At 68.8% G+C, this 16,285-nt stretch carries 17 protein-coding genes and 1 pseudogene; 5 read left to right on the top strand and 13 right to left on the bottom strand.

Annotated features, from left to right (window positions below; genetic code table 11):
- Nucleotides 1-32: 32 nt before the first annotated feature.
- The 5 genes and pseudogenes from CES90_RS23410 to CES90_RS23390 all read right to left on the bottom strand — a co-directional run bounded on the left by CES90_RS23410 (nucleotide 33) and on the right by CES90_RS23390 (nucleotide 4,642).
- Nucleotides 33-1,267: pseudogene (locus CES90_RS23410) on the bottom strand (IS701 family transposase).
- A 741-nt stretch (nucleotides 1,268-2,008) separates the two neighbouring features.
- Nucleotides 2,009-2,998: a 2,3,4,5-tetrahydropyridine-2,6-dicarboxylate N-succinyltransferase gene (gene dapD / locus CES90_RS23405; protein ID WP_189783670.1), complete on the bottom strand. Its 990-nt coding sequence runs from the start codon at nucleotides 2,996-2,998 to the stop codon at nucleotides 2,009-2,011.
- 147 nt (nucleotides 2,999-3,145) lie between these two features.
- Nucleotides 3,146-3,661: a hypothetical protein gene (locus tag CES90_RS23400; protein WP_189783669.1), complete on the bottom strand. Its 516-nt coding sequence runs from the start codon at nucleotides 3,659-3,661 to the stop codon at nucleotides 3,146-3,148.
- 124 nt (nucleotides 3,662-3,785) lie between these two features.
- Nucleotides 3,786-4,322, bottom strand: coding sequence for a TetR/AcrR family transcriptional regulator (locus tag CES90_RS23395; RefSeq protein WP_189783668.1), 537 nt, complete (start codon nucleotides 4,320-4,322; stop codon nucleotides 3,786-3,788).
- The gene (locus CES90_RS23390) at nucleotides 4,322-4,642 is read right to left on the bottom strand and encodes a DMT family transporter (RefSeq protein ID WP_189783667.1); all 321 of its coding nucleotides are present in this window, start codon (nucleotides 4,640-4,642) and stop codon (nucleotides 4,322-4,324) included. The genes CES90_RS23395 and CES90_RS23390 overlap by 1 nt, the downstream gene beginning before the upstream one ends.
- Nucleotides 4,643-4,939: 297 nt before the next feature.
- Here CES90_RS23390 and CES90_RS23385 point away from each other — a divergent pair, with 297 nt between their 5' ends.
- Complete coding sequence (locus tag CES90_RS23385; RefSeq protein ID WP_189783666.1) at nucleotides 4,940-5,866, top strand: AbfB domain-containing protein; 927 nt, start codon at nucleotides 4,940-4,942, stop codon at nucleotides 5,864-5,866.
- A gap of 75 nt (nucleotides 5,867-5,941) precedes the next feature.
- On the opposite strand, the gene CES90_RS23380 is transcribed toward CES90_RS23385, so the two are convergent.
- The 8 genes from CES90_RS23380 to CES90_RS23345 are packed head-to-tail and all read right to left on the bottom strand — an operon-like array spanning nucleotide 5,942 to nucleotide 12,507.
- On the bottom strand, nucleotides 5,942-6,274 hold the full coding sequence (locus CES90_RS23380) for a metal-sulfur cluster assembly factor (RefSeq protein ID WP_055514975.1): 333 nt from the start codon (nucleotides 6,272-6,274) through the stop codon (nucleotides 5,942-5,944).
- Nucleotides 6,271-6,738 (bottom strand): Fe-S cluster assembly sulfur transfer protein SufU, encoded by a 468-nt coding sequence (gene sufU / locus CES90_RS23375; protein ID WP_189783665.1) that lies wholly within the window; start codon nucleotides 6,736-6,738, stop codon nucleotides 6,271-6,273. The genes CES90_RS23380 and sufU overlap by 4 nt, the downstream gene beginning before the upstream one ends.
- Before the next feature lie 16 nt (nucleotides 6,739-6,754).
- Nucleotides 6,755-8,011, bottom strand: coding sequence for a cysteine desulfurase (locus CES90_RS23370; RefSeq protein ID WP_189783664.1), 1,257 nt, complete (start codon nucleotides 8,009-8,011; stop codon nucleotides 6,755-6,757).
- Entirely contained in the window at nucleotides 8,008-8,772 is a 765-nt protein-coding gene (gene sufC / locus CES90_RS23365) for a Fe-S cluster assembly ATPase SufC (RefSeq protein WP_189783663.1), read from the bottom strand. Before sufC ends, CES90_RS23370 begins: the two co-directional genes overlap by 4 nt.
- A gap of 7 nt (nucleotides 8,773-8,779) precedes the next feature.
- A complete protein-coding gene (locus CES90_RS23360; RefSeq protein WP_189783662.1) occupies nucleotides 8,780-9,115 on the bottom strand; it encodes a non-heme iron oxygenase ferredoxin subunit in 336 nt (111 codons plus the stop codon).
- Nucleotides 9,115-10,296 (bottom strand): Fe-S cluster assembly protein SufD, encoded by a 1,182-nt coding sequence (gene sufD, locus CES90_RS23355; protein WP_189783661.1) that lies wholly within the window; start codon nucleotides 10,294-10,296, stop codon nucleotides 9,115-9,117. Before sufD ends, CES90_RS23360 begins: the two co-directional genes overlap by 1 nt.
- A 58-nt stretch (nucleotides 10,297-10,354) precedes the next feature.
- A complete protein-coding gene (sufB, locus tag CES90_RS23350; RefSeq protein WP_189783660.1) occupies nucleotides 10,355-11,779 on the bottom strand; it encodes a Fe-S cluster assembly protein SufB in 1,425 nt (474 codons plus the stop codon).
- Complete coding sequence (locus CES90_RS23345) at nucleotides 11,776-12,507, bottom strand: helix-turn-helix transcriptional regulator (protein ID WP_189783659.1); 732 nt, start codon at nucleotides 12,505-12,507, stop codon at nucleotides 11,776-11,778. Before CES90_RS23345 ends, sufB begins: the two co-directional genes overlap by 4 nt.
- A 161-nt stretch (nucleotides 12,508-12,668) precedes the next feature.
- On the opposite strand from CES90_RS23345, the gene CES90_RS23340 reads away from it, so the two are divergent.
- The 4 genes from CES90_RS23340 to CES90_RS23325 all read left to right on the top strand — a co-directional run bounded on the left by CES90_RS23340 (nucleotide 12,669) and on the right by CES90_RS23325 (nucleotide 16,283).
- Nucleotides 12,669-13,502: an aminoglycoside N(3)-acetyltransferase gene (locus CES90_RS23340; protein ID WP_189783658.1), complete on the top strand. Its 834-nt coding sequence runs from the start codon at nucleotides 12,669-12,671 to the stop codon at nucleotides 13,500-13,502.
- A gap of 10 nt (nucleotides 13,503-13,512) precedes the next feature.
- Nucleotides 13,513-14,436 carry an ABC transporter ATP-binding protein gene (locus CES90_RS23335; protein ID WP_189783657.1) on the top strand — a complete coding sequence of 308 codons (924 nt, stop codon included), beginning with the start codon at nucleotides 13,513-13,515 and terminating at the stop codon, nucleotides 14,434-14,436.
- Nucleotides 14,437-14,483: 47 nt separating this feature from the next.
- The gene (locus CES90_RS23330; RefSeq protein ID WP_189783806.1) at nucleotides 14,484-15,200 is read left to right on the top strand and encodes an ABC transporter permease; all 717 of its coding nucleotides are present in this window, start codon (nucleotides 14,484-14,486) and stop codon (nucleotides 15,198-15,200) included.
- Nucleotides 15,201-15,272: 72 nt separating this feature from the next.
- Complete coding sequence (locus tag CES90_RS23325) at nucleotides 15,273-16,283, top strand: COX15/CtaA family protein (RefSeq protein WP_189783656.1); 1,011 nt, start codon at nucleotides 15,273-15,275, stop codon at nucleotides 16,281-16,283.
- Nucleotides 16,284-16,285 lie beyond the last annotated feature (2 nt).

Genomic DNA, 16,285 nt, shown 5'->3' with positions numbered 1-16,285 from the left:
TGCCTGGTGACGGCGCCGCCACTGGGACCATGTCAGTACCTGATCAATGTGCCGGTGGTGTCCTGCCCTGGGGCGGCAAGTTGCCATGAGCCTTCGGATTTCTGCCAAGGCGAGGGGCGCGAGGGCTGATCCGTTTCTGCGGCCCCCCTTTCCGTTCCGCCCTTGGCGGCCATAGCGGCGAGGAAGGCGTGGGCGAGCATGGCCAGTGTGATGTGCCGGTACCAGCCGATGTACCGGCGGACCTCGTACTGGTCCAGGCCGCACTCGTTCTTCGCGCTCTGGAAACAGGCTTCGATGGCCCAGCAGCTTCCTGCGACCTCGACCAGCTCGCCGACGGAGGTGCCTGTGGGAGCATGGGCCAGGTAGTAGGCGATATCGTCCGGACGCGAGATGCTACGGCGGGCCATGACCCACCTGTGATGGCTGGGCTCGTCGCCGTCGAAGAACGGGACGGCGGGAAGCTGAGCGGCTGCCCAGTCATATAGGCGGGGACCTTTGGCGCCTTCCCCGCACGAGAGCCGCTCCCATGCATCGTCGGGTGCGTCGCCGATGAGCTGCTCGATGCGCCAGCAGCCGGCGAGGGACTTGATCTGCTGCGACTTCGGCACTGCCACGACGAATCCGAGGCCGGCTTCCTCAAGCATGCGGCGGAAGTGCCAGTCCTGACCGTAGAGGGCATCCGCGGTCACCCAGGAGATGGGCAGCGGCGAGGCCAGCGCCCGGGCGACCAGAGTCCGGGCCGGCTCGGTCTTGGTGGCGAAACCACGGCTGTCCGGCACCTTTGCCGCCCGGCACCGCTCACGGTCGGACGTCCAGGACTTCGACAGATACAACTCCCTGTCCACCAGCGTCCGGCCCCGTCGGGAGGCATACGCGGCGAAACCGCGACCTGGCAGTTCTCGGTGCGTCCCGCAGTGCCTGAGTACTGCCGTTGCACGCCGGCCGACGTGTCGCCCTTCTTCAAAAACCCTGTCTCGTCGATGACCAGCACACCGTCAGGCTCGCCAAGCCGCTCGACCACATACGCCTGCACGTCGTCGCGGACTGAGTCCGCGTCCCACAGTGCACGGCTGAGAAGGTTCTGGAACCCATGAGGCGCACTGTGACCTGTGTACTCAGCAAGCTGCCAGCTGTTCTTCCGACCAACAGGCCCAAGCAATGCCCGCACGTAGTCCCGCATCCGCCGCCGAAGATCAGCCCGCCCGAACCGGTGGCCAACCCGCAACAGCACCTCGTCCAGCTCTCCCGCCCACACATCAGGGCACACATCTTCTTGCACGATCAGAACAACAGCGATCGCGCACCGCCGGTCACGAACTCCCGCCACATGACGGACCGTCAGCTCGCTACACTCGGAAACAGGCTCCTGACCAGCGGCGATAGCGAACTGCAACTGGAGTACCAGCCGTGCCAGGGTGACTGTGATCACGCTGGTGAAAGGCCAATGCTTCGCGAGGCGAAGAGTGCGGCGGCGGGCCGGTGGTGACCACTTGGGCACCGGCGGAGAACAGCCGCAGGCGGAGCCGGCGGGGGTTTCCCACAGGCGCGGCTCCGCGCCACGACTCCACGCGCACCTCTGAGTCACGCCACCGGCTTCACCGGTCGCTCCGTACGGCCCGGACACGGCTCAACTCTCAATGATCGCCCGCAGGAGCGAAGCCGCCGCCGGATCAACGGCTGGCCAAGTGTGCCACCACGGCAGTGACAGCAGCGGTGACGGCAACGCCGTTGTATGCCAGCGGACTTGCCCGGCCGTCGGCGGAACGAATGACAGCAGCTCCGGCCGAATGCCAGGGCTATGCCCGCATCTTCTAAGCGCCTGACCAGCCGCCGGGAAGCGAACCCCCCACCATGGGGAGGGTCTCCCCCAACGCACAAGCGCCCTCCCGGGCCGTCCTGGGGCCGTGGAAGGGCGCTCAATGATGACCAACGTCGACAACTGCCGACAGCTCAACAGCAGGTCAGAGCATTGATCGATTCGGCGGCCGCAGGTCACGGCCGCCGATGGTCAGTTGTGGCTGTGCAGGATCTCGTTCAGGCCGCCCCAGACCGCGTTGTTCGGGCGGGCCTCGATGGCACCGGTGACCGAGTTGCGGCGGAAGAGGATGTGGGAGGCACCGGAGAGCTCGCGGGCCTTGACGATCTGGCCGTCGGGCATGGTGACGCGGGTACCGGCGGTGACGTAGAGGCCGGCCTCGACCACGCACTCGTCGCCGAGGGCGATGCCGACGCCCGCCTCGGCGCCGATCAGGCAGCGCTCGCCGATGGAGATGATGACGTTGCCGCCACCGGAGAGGGTGCCCATGGTGGAGGCGCCGCCGCCGATGTCCGAGCCGTCGCCGACGACGACACCGGCGGAGATGCGGCCCTCGACCATCGACGTGCCGAGGGTGCCGGCGTTGAAGTTGACGAAGCCCTCGTGCATGACCGTGGTGCCCTCGGCGAGGTGGGCGCCCAGCCGCACGCGGTCCGCGTCGGCGATACGGACGCCCTTGGGGGCCACGTAGTCCGTCATGCGCGGGAACTTGTCGACGGACGTCACCTGGAGGTACAGGCCCTCGGCACGGGCGTTCAGACGGACCTTGTCGATGTCGTCGACGGCGACCGGGCCCAGCGAGGTCCAGGCGACGTTGGCGAGGAGGCCGAAGATGCCGTCCAGGCTCTGGCCGTGCGGCTTGACCAGGCGGTGCGAGAGCAGGTGCAGACGCAGGTAGGCGTCGTGCGTGTCGATCGGCTTCTCGTCGAGGGAGGAGATGACCGTGCGGACCGCGACGACCTCGACGCCCCGGCGCGTGTCCGGACCGAGGGCCGCGGTCGCGCCGCCGCCGAGCAGCTCGGAGGCCTGCTCGGCGGAGAGCCGCTCCGTGCCGGACGGGCCCGGCTCGGCGACGAGTGCGGGCGCGGGGAACCAGGTGTCGAGAACGGTGCCGTCGGCGGCGATCGTGGCGAGGCCGGCGGCCACGGCGCCGGTGGTGCGAGGTGCAGTCGTGTCGGTCATGGGGGCAACCTAACTGTCCCGGGGCTGTGCGGGCCAACCAGCGGCGGGGGCGTCTCAGGGTGCGGGCCAACCAGCGGCGGGAGGCGCCTCAAGGTACGGGCGGCCCGCGTCCCCCCAATGGCGCGGGCCGCCCGTTTCGGGGAGTGGTCAGCCGCTCCGGCGTGCCCCTTCCTCGGACTCCTCGTGCACCACCACCCTGGTCACCACCGAGACGCTGCTTCGCAGCTCACCCCCGACGAGCGAACGTCGGCCCACCACCCGGTATGTTTCCGGGTCGAGCAGCCACTCGGTCGTGGCGTTCTCGGGGGCGTTCGGGGAGTCCAGGCGGCCGGGGTAGCTCAGGGCCACGGCTCGTTTCCCGTACCCGTACTCGACCTGGTGGTCGACGACGGTGCCGCCGGGCACGGTGGCGAGGGCGCGGTAGAGACTCGCGAGCCCCTTCACCGGCTGGGCGTCGGCTTCCAGGAGGGCCGCGATCTCGGCGTAGTCCCGCTCGGCCTGATCCGTGCCGTCGGCGTCGGGAACGGCGTTCCACTCACGCAGGGACTTCAGCGTCCCCTCGCCGTCGGCGGGCAGGGTGGCCAGGAAGTCGTTCACCTGCTTCGGCGATCGGCTTTGGGGCAGCCAGTCCCCCGTGCTCTCGCGCACGACCCTGCTTGTCACGAGGCTCTCCCCGCGCTCGGCCGTGTTCCTGTCACCCCCCTGTTCCCCGATGGGCGGAGGAAGGTTCACGGTCGTCGCCACCGGGTTCTCTCCGGCGCCCGGGTTGCTCGTCGCCACCGGGTTCTCAGGGAATCACCCGTGCCAGCACCTCCCGCGCGTACTCCTCGTCGTACTGCGCCCCCGTCAGCAGCACCTGCAGACAGATCCCGTCGATCAGCGCGACCAGTGCCCGCGCGGTCACAGGATCGGTACGGCCGGCGAGGCAGTCGGCGAAACCCCGGCCCCACTCGTCGGCGACGGGGCGGAGGGCGGGGCGGCGCAGGGCGGCGAGGTAGAGCTCGTACTCGACCTCGATGCCCGTACGGTCACCGGAGAGCCATTCACGTCCCAGCGCGGCGAGGTCGGCGGCGAGGTCGGTGTCGGGGTCCTGCAGGGCGGCACGCGCGGCGACCGACTTCGCGAAGCCCTCGTTGGCCTGCCGCAGCGCGGCGACCAGCAGATCGTCGAGGTCCTTGAAGTGGTACGTCGTCGAGCCGAGCGGTACGTCCGCCTCGGCGGCGACGGTGCGGTGACTCAGCCCGGCGATGCCCCTCTCGCCGACCACCCGGATCGCCGCGTCGATGATCCGCTGCCGTCGCTCCGGGTCGTAGCGCCGGGCCATCAGTGGGCGCCTCCCAGGTTCAGCACCACCACTCCGGCGATGATCAGCACGATCCCGGCGACCTTGGCGAGGCTCAGCCCCTCCCCGAACAGCACCAGACCGAGCGCGGCGACGGTGGCGGTACCGACGCCGGACCAGATCGCGTACGCCGTACCGATCGACATCGACTTCAGCGCCTGGGCGAGCAGCACGAACGAGACGATGTAGCCGACGGCGGTCACCAGCGAGGGCCACAACTTGCTGAACCCGTCGCTGTACTTCATGGCGGTGGTGGCGGCGACCTCGGCGGCTATCGCGCCGATGAGCAACAGAAATCCCATGTGTACGAGCGTACACATGATGCGTACGGCCGTACACATGGTGCGTACGGCCGCACATATCCCCGTTTCACCCTCTACACGTGTCACGAGGCCCCAACAACGCGTCCTTTCGGGGCCGTTCCGTTATGGAAGCGCTGACTGAAACCACTCCACGGACACCACTTGTCCACTACTGTTTCAACGGTCAATCTCCCGGATGCGTGACGACCGCAACGTTCTCGCATCGGTGAAGCTGACTCCACCATCGATCCGCATGACGAATTCGCGTCCGCTTCGGCGACGCCGAGGGAACCGCGCATGCCGCCAAAAAAGCCCGGACCTGATCCGGACCAGACCACGCCCAACCTTCCCGTGCTCAGATCCGCGAAGGTGTGGGAAACAGGTGTAGCCCCCGACGACACCCGCATACCGGGCACGCGCCGCCTCTGGCTGGCCGGCGCCCTGGCGCTGGCCGTCGTCTCCTCCTGCGTCACGGCGATCACCTTGCAGAACTCGCGCGATGACGACGCGTCACAGAATCGGATCGACCGGACCACCTCGGCCGCCGAGCCGGGGATCCCCGCCCTCACCCTGCCCTCGACGCCGCCCACCGCGACCACGCCTCCGGATGGGAAGAGCGGTCTGTCCGAGCCACAGGACTCCGCGGACGCGTCGAAGGACGGCAAGGACGAGGGCTCGGGAAAGGGTTCCTCGGGCTCCGAGGACTCCGACTCGTCCGGGAGCGAGCAGGGCGGCGAGCCGACGGCCAAGCCGTCGAAGTCGACGACGCCCACCAAGAGGCCGCCGTCCACGTCCGCCGACTGGAAGTCCGTACGGTCCGTCAACTACCCGGACCGGTACTGGCACTTGCGCAGCGGCGGGATCCAGCTGGACCAGGTGAGTTCCGGCAGTGGAAGCGAGACCAGGGAGGACTCCTCCTTCAAGCTGGTCTCCGGCCTCGCGAACTCCTCCTGCTACTCCTTCCGCATGGCGGACGGCCGCTATGTGCGCCACCAGAGTTTCGTGCTGCGCGCGGCGAGCAACGACGGCTCGGACCTGTTCAAGCAGGACGCCACCTTCTGCCCCCGCTCCTACACGTCGGGCACGGTGATGCTGGAGTCGGTCAACTACCCCGGCCACTTCGTCCGCCACCGCAACTTCCAGCTCCGCCTGGACCGCTACGACCACAATCAGTACTACCTCGCCGACTCGACCTTCCAGCTCACGAAGGCCTTCTCCTCCTGAGCGGTCGTCACCCTGAACATGGCTGTGGCCCCCGGCGTCTTACGCCGGGGGCCACAGCCAAGTGTCCGGTGGATCTCAGACGTTGAACCCGAGCGCCCGAAGCTGCTCGCGGCCGTCGTCGGTGATCTTGTCGGGGCCCCACGGGGGCATCCAGACCCAGTTGATGCGGAGTTCGTTGACGAGGCCGTCCGTGGCGGACTTGGCCTGGTCCTCGATGACGTCCGTCAGCGGGCAGGCCGCGGAGGTCAGGGTCATGTCGATCGTCGCGATGTTCGCGTCGTCGATGTGGATGCCGTAGATGAGGCCGAGGTTGACGACGTCGATGCCCAGCTCGGGGTCGACGACGTCGTACAGGGCCTCGCGGATCTCCTCCTCGGAGGCCGGCTTCATCTCCACGGTGTCGCTCATGCCGTCTTCCTTTCGGCGTCGGCTCCGCCCAGGGCCTGGGCCGTCGCGTCCTTCCACGCCATCCAGCTCAGGAGGGCGCACTTGACCCGGGCCGGGTACTTGGAGACTCCGGCGAACGCGACGGCGTCCTCCAGAACGTCCTCCATCGCGTCGTCCGGCTCGATCTTCCCCTTGGACTGCATCAGTTCCAGGAAGGTCTCCTGGATCTTCTGCGCCTGGGCCAGGTCCTTGCCGACGAGCAGGTCGTTCAGTACGGAGGCCGAGGCCTGGCTGATCGAGCAGCCCTGGCCCTCGTACGAGACGTCCTCGATCTTCGTGCCGTCGTACTTCACGCGTAGCGTGATCTCGTCGCCGCACGTCGGGTTCACATGGTGTACCTCGGCGTCGCCATCGCGCAGACCACGCCCGTGCGGGTTCTTGTAGTGGTCCAGGATGACTTCCTGGTACATCGAGTCCAGCTTCATGCGATCGCTCGTCCCGTCAGCCGAAGAAGTTCCGTACGTGCTCCAGGCCGTCCACCAGAGCGTCGATCTCGGCCGGCGTGGAGTACAGATAGAACGACGCTCGCGTGGTCGCAGGAATTCCGTAGCGCAGGCAGACCGGCCGGGCGCAGTGGTGGCCGACCCGGACGGCGATGCCCTGCTCGTCGAGGACCTGGCCCACGTCGTGCGGGTGGATGTCGCCGAGCGTGAAGGAGATCGCCGCGCCCCGGTCCTCGGCCGTGGTGGGGCCGATGATGCGCAGGTCCGGGACCTCCGCGAGCCTCCGCACCGCGTACTCGGTGAGCGCGTGCTCGTGGGCGAGGATCTTGTCCATGCCGATCGAGTTCAGGTAGTCGATCGCCGCGCCCAGCCCGACCGCCTGCGCGATCGGCGGGGTGCCCGCCTCGAACTTGTGGGGGGCGGGAGCGTACGTCGACGAGTGCATCGACACGGTCTCGATCATCTCGCCGCCGCCGAGGAACGGAGGCAGGTCCTCAAGGAGCTCCTGGCGGCCCCAGAGGACGCCGATACCGGTCGGGCCGCACATCTTGTGGCCGGTGAAGGCCACGAAGTCGGCCTGGAGCGCCTGCACGTCCAGCGGCATGTGCGGCGCGGCCTGGGAGGCGTCGATGCAGACCAGCGCGCCGACCTCCTGCGCGCGGCGGATTATCGTCTCGACCGGGTTGACCGTGCCCAGGATGTTCGACACCAGCACGAAGGAGACGATCTTCGTCCTCTCCGTGATGATCTCGTCGATGTTGGAGAGGTCGAGACGGCCGTCGTCGGTCAGGCCGAACCACTTCAGCTTCGCGCCCGTGCGCTGCGCGAGCAGCTGCCACGGCACGATGTTGGAGTGGTGCTCCATCTCCGTGATGACGATCTCGGTCTCGGAGTCCACGCGGTAGGGCTCGTCGGCCCAGCCGAGCATGTTCGCCACGAGGTTCAGCGACTCGGAGGCGTTCTTGGTGAAGATCACCTCGTCGCGGCTGGGCGCGTTGATGAACGCGGCGACCTTGTCGCGCGCACCCTCGTACAGCGCCGTGGCCTCCTCGGCGAGCACATGCACACCGCGGTGGACGTTGGCGTTGTAGCGCTCGTAGTACTCGCTCAGGGCGTCCAGCACCTGGCGCGGCTTCTGCGAGGTCGCCGCGTTGTCCAGGTAGACGAGCTTCCGGTCGTCGTGGACCAGTCGGTCCAGGATCGGGAAGTCCTTGCGGATCGCCTCGGTGTCGAGGAGGCCCGGCAGCTGTGTCACGCGGATGCGCCACCCTTCGTGTATGCCTCGTAGCCCTCTTCCTCCAGCTTGTCGGCGAGCTCGGCGCCGCCGGACTCGACGATCCGGCCGCCGGAGAAGACGTGCACCTGGTCGGGCTTGATGTAGCGCAGGATGCGCGTGTAGTGCGTGATCAGCAGGGTGCCGACCTCGCCGGTCTCGCGGACGCGGTTGACGCCCTCGGAGACGACCCGGAGCGCGTCGACGTCGAGGCCGGAGTCGGTCTCGTCGAGGATGGCGACCTTCGGCTTGAGCAGTTCGAGCTGGAGGATCTCGTGGCGCTTCTTCTCACCGCCGGAGAAGCCCTCGTTGACGTTGCGCTCGGCGAAGGAGGGGTCCATGTTGAGGCGCTGCATGGCCTCCTTGACCTCCTTCACCCAGGTGCGCAGCTTGGGGGCCTCGCCGCGGATGGCGGTGGCGGACGTACGCAGGAAGTTCGACACGGACACACCGGGAACCTCGACCGGGTACTGCATCGCCAGGAACAGGCCCGCGCGGGCGCGCTCGTCGACGGACATCTCCAGGACGTCCTCGCCGTCGAGCAGCACGGTGCCGCCGGTGATCGTGTACTTCGGGTGACCGGCGAGCGAGTAGGCGAGGGTCGACTTGCCGGAGCCGTTGGGGCCCATGATGGCGTGCGTCTCGCCCTGCTTCACGGTGAGGTCGACGCCCTTGAGGATCTCCTTCGTGGCGTTGTCGGCCTCGACGGTGACGTGCAGGTCTCGGATTTCAAGCGTTGCCATGGGTGCCTCAGGACTCCTGGGTGAGGGAGACGAGCACGTCGTCCCCTTCGATCTTTACGGGGTATACGGGGACGGGGCGCGTCGCGGGAAGGCCGGACGGCTTGCCGGTGCGGAGGTCGAAGCTGGAACCGTGCAGCCAGCACTCGATCTGGCAGTCCTCCACCTCGCCCTCGGAGAGCGAGACGTTCGCGTGGGAGCAGATGTCGTAGATGGCGAACACCTCGCCCTCGGTCTTTACGACCGAGACCGGCGTGCCGTCGAGTTCCACCCGTTTCGGGGTGTCCTCCTCCAGCTCGCTCAGCCCGCAGGCCCGAATGAAACGGGCACGGTCGAAGGTGGCCATCAGACCGACGCCTCCAGCTCCTCGTCGATCTTCTCGAGAAGGCGCTCCTCGATGTCGTCGATGCCGATCTGCTGGACCAGCTCGGCGAAGAAGCCGCGGACGACGAGGCGGCGGGCCTCCTCGGCCGGGATGCCGCGGGCCATCAGGTAGAAGAGCTGCTCGTCGTCGAAGCGGCCGGTCGCGCTCGCGTGACCCGCGCCGACGATCTCGCCGGTCTCGATCTCCAGGTTCGGCACCGAGTCGACCCGGGCACCGTCGGTCAGAACCAGGTTCCGGTTCATCTCGTAGGTGTCCGTGCCCTCGGCCTTGGCCTCGATCAGCACGTCGCCGATCCACACCGCGTGGGCGTTGTCGCCCTGGAGCGCGCCCTTGTAGACGGCGTTCGACTTGCAGTGCGGGGTGTTGTGGTCGACCAGGAGGCGGTGCTCCTGGTGCTGGCCGGCGTCGGTGAAGTACAGGCCGAACAGCTCGGCCTCGCCACCGGTGCCGGCGTACTGGACGCGCGGGTGCAGCCGTACGACGTCGCCGCCGAAGGTGACCACAACCGACTTGAACGAGGCGTCCCGGCCGACGAGGGCGTTGTGCTGGGCCACGTGCACGGCCTTGTCGTCCCAGTCCTGGACCGAGACGACGGTCAGCTTGGCGCCGTCGCCCAGGATGTAGTCGACGTTGGCGGCGAGCACGGCGTCACCGGTGTGGTCGATGACGACGACGGCCTCGGCGAAGGCGCCCAGCTCGATCACCTGGTGGGCGAAGGCGGTGCCGCCCTCACCCTGCACGGCGATCCGGATCGGCTCGGTGAGGACCGTCTCCTTGGGGACGGTGATCACACCGGCCTTCTCGAACGCCGAGTACGCCTGGGCGGCGACGCGGTCGACCGGGGTGCCGGCCTTGCCGAGGCGCGCGTCGTCACGGCCGACGGTCTCGACGGTGACGCCCTCGGGGGCCTGGACGTCGACCTTCAGGCCGTCGCCGGTGGCGACGGCGGTGCCGTCGTGCAGCCCGCGCAGGCGCTCCAGCGGGGTGAACCGCCACTCCTCCTCGCGGCCGTGCGGCACGGGGAAGTCCGCCACGTCGAAGGACGGGGGCGCGCTCATGCGCGTGGCGACGGTCGACTCGGCGGCCACCGCGATCGAGCCGGCGGTGGTGGAACCCACCGGGATGTTCTGGGCCTCAGCCATGGCTGTCGTTCTGCTCTCTTTCCTACGTAAGTGGCTTGATGGGAAGGGCGGTTGAGCCTCAGCCGACCGCGCCCTCCATCTGCAGCTCGATCAGCCGGTTGAGTTCGAGGGCGTACTCCATGGGCAGCTCCTTCGCGATGGGCTCGACGAAGCCGCGCACGATCATCGCCATCGCCTCGTCCTCGCTCAGACCACGGCTCATCAGGTAGAAGAGCTGGTCCTCGGAGACCTTGGAGACGGTCGCCTCGTGGCCCATGGACACGTCGTCCTCGCGGACGTCGACGTACGGGTACGTGTCCGAACGGGAGATGGTGTCGACGAGCAGCGCGTCGCACAGCACGTTCGACTTGGAGCCCGGGGCGCCCTCGCCGATCTCGATGAGACCGCGGTACGAGGTACGGCCGCCACCGCGTGCCACGGACTTCGACACGATGTTGGAGGACGTGTTCGGGGCCATGTGGACCATCTTGGCGCCGGCGTCCTGGTGCTGGCCCTCGCCCGCGAAGGCGATGGAGAGGGTCTCGCCCTTGGCGTGCTCGCCCATCAGGTAGACGGCCGGGTACTTCATCGTCACCTTGGAGCCGATGTTGCCGTCGACCCACTCCATGGTCGCGCCCTCGTAGGCGACGGCACGCTTGGTGACCAGGTTGTAGACGTTGTTCGACCAGTTCTGGATGGTCGTGTAACGGCAGCGGGCGCCCTTCTTGACGATGATCTCGACGACCGCGCTGTGCAGGGAGTCCGACTTGTAGATCGGCGCCGTGCAGCCCTCGACGTAGTGGACGTAGGCGTCCTCGTCGACGATGATCAGCGTCCGCTCGAACTGGCCCATGTTCTCCGTGTTGATACGGAAGTAGGCCTGGAGCGGAATCTCTACGTGCACGCCCTTCGGCACGTAGATGAACGACCCACCCGACCACACGGCGGTGTTCAGCGCGGCGAACTTGTTGTCACCGGCCGGGATGACGGTGCCGAAGTACTCCTTGAAGAGCTCCGGGTGCTCCTTCAGCGCGGTGTCGGTGTCGAGGAAGATGACGCCCTGCTCCTCCAGGTCCTCGCGGATCTGGTGGTAGACGACCTCCGACTCGTACTGGGCCGCGACACCGGCGACGAGACGCTGCTTCTCCGCCTCCGGGATGCCCAGCTTGTCGTAGGTGTTCTTGATGTCCTCGGGCAGGTCCTCCCAGGACTCCGCCTGCTTCTCCGTGGAGCGCACGAAGTACTTGATGTTGTCGAAGTCGATGCCCGACAGGTCCGAGCCCCAGTTCGGCATGGGCTTCTTCGCGAAGAGCTTCAGGCCCTTGAGGCGCAGCTTGGTCATCCATTCCGGCTCGGACTTCTTGCCGGAGATGTCGAGGACGACCTCCTCGCTCAGACCGCGCTTCGCAGCGGCACCGGCCTCGTCGGAGTCCGCCCAGCCGTATTCGTACTTACCCAGGCCCTCGAGCTCAGGGTGGGCGGTCTCCTCGATGGGGAGAGTCATGCGGGGTTCCTCCCGGCCGTGCTTGCAGATGCGTTGGTGGCTGTCTTGGAAACTCTGGGGATGAACGTCGTGCAGACACCGTCACCGTGGGCGATGGTGGCCAGCCGCTGGACGTGCGTACCGAGCAATTCGGCGAAGAGCTCGGTCTCGGCCTCGCAGAGCTGCGGGAACTGCTCGGCGACATGGGCTACCGGGCAGTGGTGCTGGCAGAGCTGCTCACCCTTGTGGGGGTGGGGAGCGCTGCGCGCCGTAGCAGCGTACCCGTCGACGCTCAAGGCCTTGGCCAGGGCTTCGGTCTTCTGTTCGGGGCCGACCGCCTCGACGGCCTTGCGGTACGCGCCCGCCTGGGCGGCGATCCGGGCGCGGGCGAAGGCGGCGACCGCCTGTTCCCCGCCCTCACGCTCGGCGATCCACTTCAGGGCGTCCGCGGCGAGCTTGTCGTACGACTGGTCGAAGGCGTCGCGCCCACAGGCGGTGAGGGCGAACACCTTGGCCGGCCGCCCGCGCGTGCGTGCGCCATAGACCCGCTGCTCACGCGGCTGTACGACATCGTCGGCGACCAGTGCGTCGAGGTGCCGGCGGACGGCCGCCTGGGTCAGCCCGAGGCGCCCCGCGAGGTCGGACACGGTCGACGGGCCGTGGTCCAGGATCGACCGCGCGACACGGTTGCGCGTAGAGCGCTCACCGGTCGCGAGTTCCTCCTGCGGAGCCTCACCGACGTTTTTCACAACGCCATTGTTGCGTAATTCCTCAGAGCCGGGCAAGCCGCGTCCGCGGCCCGGGACGGTGCCTTGCATCACTTAGGTAAAGCTAACCTGACCTGCGGGAATGATCTTTGATCGATCAAATGGGTGGCGCCGCGAGGGCAGCTCCGGAAGACTCCCCCACCATGTCGACAGCCCGTCCCACCGGCCCTCTTGTCACCTCGTCGGGCTTAACCGCAGACCTACGCGCCCTCGGTGTCAACCCCGGCGAGACCCTCCTCGCCCACTCCTCGCTCAGCTCGCTCGGCTGGGTCTGCGGAGGCGCCGTCGCGGTCGTCCGAGGACTGCTCGACGCGCTCGGCCCGGACGGCACCCTGGTGGTGCCCACCCAGTCCGGCGACCTCTCGGATCCGGCGCTGTGGGCGCATCCGCCGGTACCCGAGGAGTGGTGGGAGCCGATCCGCGCGAGCATGCCCGCCTATGACCCGCGCACCACACCCACCCGCGGCGTCGGCCTGATCCCCGAGACGGTGCGCACCTGGCCGGGCGCTCTGCGCAGCGCGCACCCCCAGACGTCCTTCGCGGCGATCGGCCCGCGCGCAGCGGCGATCATCGAGGGCCACGCGACGGACTGCCGCCTCGGCGAGCGCAGCCCTCTGGCCCGGCTGGAGGAGGAGGGGGCCCGGGTACTCCTGCTGAGCGCCGGTTACGACGCCTGCACCAGCTTCCACCTGGCCGAGTACCGGATCCCCGCACCGCTGGTGGAGGTGGGCCGCCCCGGCCCGCACGGCTGGGAAATGGTGACCGAGGTGTCGATCGACGAGGACCGGTTCGACGAACTGGGCCACGACTTCGAACGCGACCGCCCGGTCGTACGAGGCAAGGTGGGCGCGGCGGACGTACGGCTGTTCCCGGTGGCCGACGCGGTGGCGTACGCCGAGCGTTGGCTCCCTGTGCACCGGCCCCGTGAGGAGGAGTTCTCCGGACCCGGCCGCCTCGGCACCCGGTCGCGTACCTAGACTCGGGCCCATGCGAAGCGACCCCGTGGTCCAGGTCCGGGCCCTGGTGAAGAGGTACGGCGAGAAGACCGCGGTGGACGGACTCGACCTGACGGCCAGGGCGGGAGTGACCGCCGTGCTCGGGCCGAACGGCGCGGGCAAGACGACCACCATCGAGACCTGCGAGGGGTACCTGAAGCCGGACGAGGGCACGGTCCGCGTCCTCGGCCTCGACCCGATCCGCGAGGCCGCCGCGCTGCGCCCGCGAATCGGCGTGATGCTCCAGTCCGGCGGGGTCTACTCCGGCGCCCGCGCCGACGAGATGCTCCGTCACGTGGCCAAGCTGCACGCTCATCCCCTCGGCGTGGACGCCCTCATCGAGCGCCTGGGCCTCGGCAGTTGCGGCCGTACGACGTACCGGCGGCTCTCCGGCGGCCAGCAGCAGCGGCTCGCCCTCGCGATGGCCGTGGTCGGCCGCCCCGAGCTGGTCTTCCTCGACGAGCCGACCGCCGGCCTCGACCCGCAGGCCCGCCGGGCCACCTGGGACCTCGTACGGGACCTGCGCGCCGACGGCGTCTCGGTCATCCTGACCACGCACTACATGGACGAGGCCGAGCAGCTCGCGGACGACGTCGCGATCATCGACGCCGGCAAGGTCATAGCCCGGGGCACTCCCGAGGAGCTGTGCCGCGGCGGCGCCGAGAACACCCTCCGTTTCACCGGCCGCCCGGCCCTCGACGTCGGCTCCCTGCTGAAGGCGCTCCCCGCCGACGCCACCGCCGTCGAACTGACCCCGGGCGTGTACCGCGTGAGCGGCAAGGTCGACCCGCAGCTCCTCGCGACCGTCACGTCCTGGTGCGCCCAGCACGGAGTGATGCCGGACAGGATCTCGGTGGAGCGGCACACCCTTGAGGACGTTTTCCTGGAGCTCACCGGCAAGGAGCTGCGCTCGTGACCACCGGCATCCATACGCCGAAGCCCGGCGCCGCCCCCCTCCCCCGCATGATCGCGGCACAGGCGGCCCTGGAGACGAAGATGCTGCTGCGCAACGGTGAGCAGCTGCTCCTGACGATCGTCATCCCGACACTTCTGCTGGCCCTCTTCGGTTCCGTGGACATCGTCGACACGGGCGAGGGGAAGGCCGTCGACTTCCTGGCCCCCGGCGTCCTCGCGCTCGCCGTGATGTCCACGGCCTTCACGGGGCAGGCGATCGCCACGGGCTTCGAGCGCCGGTACGGCGTACTGAAGCGGCTGGCGGTCTCGCCCCTGCCCCGCTGGGGCCTGATGACCGCCAAGACACTGTCCGTGCTGGTCACCGAGATCCTCCAGGTGGTCCTCCTCACGGTGATCGCCTTCGCGATGGGCTGGTCCCCGCACGGCAACCCCCTGGCCGTACTGCTGCTCCTCGTCCTCGGTACGGCGGCGTTCTCCGGCCTCGGTCTGCTGATGGCGGGCACGCTGAAGGCGGAGGCGACGCTGGCGGCGGCGAACCTGGTGTTCCTGCTGCTGCTCGTGGGCGGTGGCGTCGTGGTGCCGCTGGACAAGTTCCCGGACGCGGCGCAGAGCGTGCTCGGGCTGCTGCCGATCGCCGCGCTGTCCGACGGGCTGCGGGACGTACTCCAGCACGGCGCCGGAATGCCGTGGGGCGACCTGGGGATCCTGGCGGTCTGGGCGGTGCTCGGGCTGGGCGCGGCCGCGCGGTTCTTCCGCTGGGAGTAACCCCAAGGAGTAACCGCAGGTCACAGTGGCGGCCCGACCCCTCGTGAATACGTGCACAAGCGGCGGCCTACCATGGGGCCCGTGCCAAAAGTGACCCGCGCCGACGTCGTATCCGCTGCGCGCAACCCGCTCGCCTTCATCGCCGAACGCTGGACCCCGGACCCCAGAACGGTCCGGCGCGCGGCCCTCGCCGCGCTCGTCATGGCGGTGGTCATCGTGGTCACCGGCGGTGCCGTACGGCTCACCGGGTCGGGCCTCGGCTGCCCGACCTGGCCCAAGTGCACCGACGACTCGATCACCGCGACCCGGGAGATGGGCCTGCACGGGGCCATCGAGTTCGGCAACCGCATGCTGACGTACGTCCTGTGCGCGGCGGTCGGCTGGGCGATCATCGCGGCGCGCTCGGAGAAGCCGTACCGGCGGAGCCTCACCAAGCTGGGCTGGGCGCAGTTCTGGGTCGTCATGGGCAACGCGGTGCTCGGCGGCATCGTCGTGCTGGTCGGCCTCAACCCGTACACGGTGGCCGCGCACTTCCTGCTCTCCACCGCGCTGATCGCCGTCGCCACGGTGATGTGGCAGCGGACCCGCGAGGGCGACACCGAGGCGCGTCCGCTGGTCGGCGCGGCGGTGCGGCAGCTGGTGTGGTTCCTGGTGGCCGTGACCGCCCTGCTGATCGCGGTCGGCACGGTCGTCACCGGCGCGGGCCCGCACGCCGGTGACTCGAGCGAAGTCGCGCGCATCCCGCTGGACTGGGAGAACGTCACCAAGCTGCACGCCGTCCTGGCCTGGATCGTGGTGACGCTCGCCTTCGCCCTGTGGTTCGTCCTCAGGGCGGTCGACGCCCCGCGCGTCCCGCTGAACCGCACCCGCGAGCTGTTCCTGGTCCTCCTCGCCCAGGGCGTCATCGGCTACATCCAGTACTTCACCGACCTCCCCGAGGTCCTGGTCGGCGCCCACATGCTGGGTTCCTGCCTGGTGTGGATCGCGACGCTCCGAGTCCTGCTGGCCCTGCGTGAGCGGCCCGCGGCGGACGAGTCGGCTCCGGTGGCCTCGTCCGAAACGCCGGTCGGCACGAGCGCCTGAAC

The organism is Streptomyces capitiformicae, from assembly GCF_002214185.1.
In the GTDB taxonomy this organism is placed as follows: domain Bacteria; phylum Actinomycetota; class Actinomycetes; order Streptomycetales; family Streptomycetaceae; genus Streptomyces; species Streptomyces capitiformicae.
This window is presented reverse-complemented; position numbering and strand designations above follow the sequence as displayed.